We start from the raw sequence: 5,107 nt of genomic DNA, 5'->3' as shown, positions 1-5,107 counted from the left end.
AGCACCAAGACCCCGGCACCCTCACCGAAGCCCGTGCCGTCCGCCGCGTCCGCGAACGCCTTGCACCGGCCGTCCGCCGACAGCCCCCGCTGCCGCGACATCTCCCGAAAGACCTGTGTCGTCGCCATGACCGTGACGCCGCCGGCGAGCGCCAGCGCGCACTCGCCCTGCCGCAGTGACTGGACCGCCTGGTGCACCGCGACCAGCGACGACGAGCACGCGGTGTCGATCGACACCGCCGGTCCCCCCAGCCCCAGCGCGTACGCCACCCGGCCGGACGCCACGCTCAGCAGGGAACCTGTCTGCCCGTAGCCCGAGATGGCCGCCGGGGTGACGAAGTGGTTCCCGTAGCCGAAATACACGACACCGGCTAAGACACCCGTATCGCTGCCGTGCAGCGACCGCGGGTCGATACCGGCTCGTTCCAGTGACTCCCACGAGGTCTCCAGCAGCAGCCGGTGCTGCGGATCGGCGGCCAGCGCCTCACGCGGGCTGATCTCGAAGAAATCGGCGTCGAAGTCGGCCGCGCCGGGCAGGAACGCACCGGAGCGCGTGGTGCAGGTGCCCAGCCGGTCCGGATCCGGGTCGTACAGCCCCTCCAGGTCCCAGTAGCGATCGTCCGGGAAGTGCGACACCGCGTCCCCGCCCGCCCGCACCAGCTCCCACAACGCCTCCGGTGATGCCACCCCGCCCGGGTAGCGGCAGGCCGCGCCCACGACCGCGATGGGCTCGGCGGCGGCCTGCGTCGCCTCCCGCAGGAGCCTGCGGGTCTCGACCAGTTCGATCGACGTCCGCTTGAGGTAGCCGAGCACGTCGGCGTCGGTGTCGTTCGTCATCGCTCCCCTAGCCGAGCTCGTTGTCCAGTAGCGAGAGGAGCTCTCGAGCCGATGCCGAACCGATCCGGTCGGCCAGCTCGGCCGGTGATCCGTCGCTCGCCAGGGAACGGGCCCTGGCCGCCAGCTCGCCGAGCCGGGAAATGAGCGTGGCCCGGTCCGCCTCGGCGAGATCGAGGAACGCGCCCTCGAGCCGGGCGCTCAGCGACTCGATTTCCTCGGTCAAGCGGTGAACAGGAGAGGCTGGTTCGCCGCCCGGTAGCTTGCTGAGGCTCGCGTTCAGGAACCGCGCGAGGATGGCCGGGTTCGGGTAGTCGAACGCGAGCGTGGCCGGCAGCTTCAGGCCGGTGTCCCCGGCCAGCTTGTTCCGCAGCTCCAGGGCTGTGAGCGAGTCCATCCCCATCTCCCGGAACGCCACCGCGAACCCGATCCTCCCGGTGCCGGAGTGGCCGAGGACGAGCGCGGTCCGCGCCTTGACCGCGTCGAGCAGCACCGCCTCCGCGTGGGCCGGCGGCAGCGACCTGGCCCGCTGCGCGAGTCCGGCGTCGGGGAGCGCCCGGCCGCTGGACCTCCCGATCAGGCCGCGGAGGAGCGGGGAATAGCCGTCATCCAGCGCGCCGGCCGCCGGGAGCTCGAGACGCGCGGGCACCAGCACTGGCTCATCCAGCGCGATCGCCGCGTCGAAGAGCGCGAGCCCCTCCGGCGACGACAGTCCCAGCACCCCCTGCCGTCGCAGGCGTACGACGTCCACCGCGCCGAGGTCGGCGATCTGCTCGGTCTTCTCCGCCCACAGCCCCCAGCACAACGACGTGGCGGGCAGCCCCGCCGCCCGGCGGGCTCCGGCCAGCCAGTCGAGGAACGCGTTGGCAGCCGCGTAGTTGGCCTGCCCCGACGTCCCGAGCACGCCCGCGACCGAGGAGAACGACACGAACGCAGACAGGTCGAGGTGCCTGGTCAGCTCGTGCAGGTGCCAGGCGCCGCGCACCTTCGGCGCCAGCACCGCGGCCACCCGGTCCTCGGTCAGCGCCTCGACGACCCCGTCGTCCAGCACCCCGGCGCAGTGGATCACCGCTGTCAGCGGGTACTCCCCCGGCATCCCGGCGATCAGTCCGGCGACGGCCGCCCGGTCCGTGACATCGCACGCCACGACCTCGACCCGCACGCCCGCCGCCGTCAGCTCCTCCCGCAGCCCCGCCGCCGCGGCGGCCGCCGGTCCGCGCCTGCTGGTCAGCACGAGCCGGCGTATCCCGTGGCGCGTCACCAGGTGCCTGGCCAGCAACGCGCCCAGGCCGCCGGTGCCGCCCGTGATCAGCACCGTGCCGGACCCGAGGGCAGGCGCGTTCCGTGCGCCGCCGACGGCCGCGGGTGCCAGTCGCGGGATGGTGACGCCGCCTGCCCGGAGCTTGAGCTGAAGTTGTCCTGTGGCCGCAGCCTCCGGGATGCGAGCCCACGAGCCGGGTTGATCGTCGGTGTCCACCAGGGTAAACCGGCCCGGGTGCTCGGTCTGCGCGGTGCGCACGAATCCCCAGATGGCGGCGGCCGCGGGGTCGGCACGCGGGACGTCGTGGACCGCCTCCCGCGTCACGAAAACGAGGCGAGAGCCGGAGAACCGTTCGTCGGCAAGCCAGTCCTGGGTCCACCGCAGCACCTGGTGGACGCCGCGCTCGACGGCGGCGGCCGGGTCACCGGCGTCGGCGCGCTCGACGCACACCAGGACGACCGGGGGTATCTCCGGCCAGGAGGCGGCGAGCTCGGCGAGGTCGGCGCAGACGGCGGTGCCCCCGGCCAGTGCCGTGGTGAGCGCGCCAGGCGCTCCCACCACGGCGTACCGGCCTGCCACCGGTCCGGAGGGGACCGCGAGGTCGGCCCAGTCGACCCGGAACAGCGACTCCAGGTGGTCGACGCTCAGTTCGGTCAGCTGTCCGGCGTCCGCGGGCCGCAGGCTCATCGATCCGATGCCGCCGACCGGTGCGCCGTGCTGATCCGCGATGGCCACGGACAGCACGTTCTTCCCGGCGGGGGCGAGACGGACGCGCAGCACGGCACCCCCGCCCACGGGCCGGTTCAGGCGGATCTCCGTACACCGGAACGGCAGCCAGCCTCCTGGCCTGGTGTCGTCGGCGAACTGCCCGAGGCCGATCGAGCGCACCGCGGCCTGCAGCAAGGCCGGGTGCAGCTGGTACCGATCGTCCGGCACGGGGAGCTCCACCTGCGCGAACAGGGTGTCGTCGCGGCTCCATACCTCGTGTTCGAAGGGCACCCGGACCGCGCCCGCGGGCGGCCACGCCACGAGGTCTTCCTCCGGCCGGGTTTCTCCGGTGCCGGACCCGGCGACGCCGACGGCGTTGCGTATCCACCTGGTTCCGCCCTCACCCCGGGAGTGGATGGTGATCACCCGCTGGCCGTCGACGACGACGCGGAGCTCGCGATCGGCCGTGCCGGACAGCACGAGCGGTGTCTCGAGGGTGAGTTCGTCGACGACGGCGCACCCCACCTTGCGCGCCGCCCACATCGCCAGCTCCACCAGCACCGTCGCGGGCACCACGACCGCGCCGTGGACCACGTCGTCGGCGAGCCACGGGTGGCGCCGCGGCGACAGGCGCCCACGGCCCACCACTTCGCTGCCCGCGCCGTCGCCGAACAGGTCGATCACGGCATCGAGCAGCGGGTGGTCCGAGGAGCTCCCGGCCGTGCCGTCGTCCGGGGTGCCGAGCCAGAACCGCTGCCGCTGGAAGGCATACGTCGGCAACTCGACCCACCGGCCGTCCCCGCCGGGGAACGCTCCCTCCCACGACACCGCGACGCCCGCCACGAAGGCCTGTGCCGCCCACCGGTACAGCCGCGCCTGCGTGCCGTCGCCGCGGCGCAACGACCCCACCGCCACCCCGTCGGCGCCCTGGGTGGCGTCGAGCATCTCCCGGATGTTCACCATCAGCAGCGGGTGCGGGCTGACTTCGATGAACGCACGGTGCCCGTCTTCGAGGAGCTGCTTCGTGGTGGCCTCGAACCGGACCGGTTCCCGCAGGTTGCGGAACCAGTAGGCCGCGTCCAGTGCGGCGGGGTCGATCCGCCCGCCGGTCACCGTCGAGTAGAACGCCACCGGCGAGGGCTCGGGCGTGATCCGGTCCAGTTCGTCGAGGAGCCGGTCCTCGAACTGGTCCATCACCGCCGAATGCCCCTGACCGCTCGCCGGGATCCACCGCGCCAGCACGCCTTCGGCGGCGCACATCGCGACCAGTTCCCGGACCGCGGCCGCCTCGCCCGAGACCGTCGTCGAGTACGGCCCGTTGACGGCGGCGATCTCGACCCGGGACCCGGTCCGTGCCAGCAGCTCCCGCGTCCGGGGTTCGGGCAGCACGATCCCGGCCATCGCGCCGTTCTGGGGCAGGGAGGCCAGCAGACGGGACCGCAGGGCCACGATCCTCGCCGCGTCCGGCAGCGTCAGGACGCCCGCGACGCAGGCCGCCGCGATCTCCCCCTGGGAGTGACCGATCACCGCGTCCGGGGTCACCCCGAGCGAACGCCACACCGACGCCAGCGACACCATCACCGCGAACAACGCGGGCTGGACTACGTCGATCCGGTCCAAGCCGGCCGCCCCCGGTCCCCCGCACACGGTGTCGATCAAAGACCAGGACACCCAGGGCGCCAGCGCCTCCGCGCACGCGCGCAGCCGGTCGGCGAAGACCGGGGACGACTCGAACAGGTCCCGTCCCATCCCCACCCACTGGCTCCCCTGGCCCGGGAAGACGAAGACCGTCTTGCCCATCGGCCCGGCGACGCCGGAGACCACGCCGGGACGGTCCGCGTTCCCCTCGGCAACGGCGGTGAGTCCGGCGAGCAACTCGTCCCGGTCCGCGCCGACGACCACCTGGCGGTGCTCGAACAGCGATCGGGTCGCCACCAGCGAGTACCCCACTCCCGCGACCGGGAAGTCCGCGGTGGCGGGGTGTTCGGCGGTCAGGTGGTTCCGCAGCCGCAGCGCCTGCTCGCGCACCGCCTCCGCCGACCGTGCCGACAGCACCCACGGCACCGCGCCCCGGATATCGGCACCGGAGTCCGGGGCCGCCTCGTCGGGTGTCTGCTCGAGGATGAGGTGTGCGTTGGTGCCGCTGATCCCGAAGGAAGAGACCCCGGCGCGCCGGGGGCGGTCCGGCTCGCACGCCCATGGTCTGGCCTCGGTCAGCAACTCCACGGCCCCGGCCGACCAATCCACGTGGGTGGAGGGCCGGTCGATGTGCAACGTCCGGGGCAGCACCCCGTGGCGCATGGCC

At 73.3% G+C, this 5,107-nt stretch carries 2 protein-coding genes; both read right to left on the bottom strand.

The window, feature by feature from the left end; genetic code table 11:
• Nucleotides 1–836: polyketide synthase (locus ABZ863_RS35315; protein WP_358544097.1), on the bottom strand; the 836-nt coding region annotated here is incomplete at its 3' end.
• Nucleotides 837–843: 7 nt separating this feature from the next.
• A partial coding sequence (locus ABZ863_RS35310; RefSeq protein WP_358544095.1) for a type I polyketide synthase occupies nucleotides 844–5,107 on the bottom strand: 4,264 nt, incomplete at its 5' end.

Source organism: Saccharomonospora sp. NPDC046836 (genome assembly GCF_040645195.1).
In the GTDB taxonomy this organism is placed as follows: domain Bacteria; phylum Actinomycetota; class Actinomycetes; order Mycobacteriales; family Pseudonocardiaceae; genus Prauserella_A.
The sequence above is the reverse complement of the archived record's forward strand: the minus strand, read 5'-3'. Positions and strand labels throughout refer to the sequence as shown.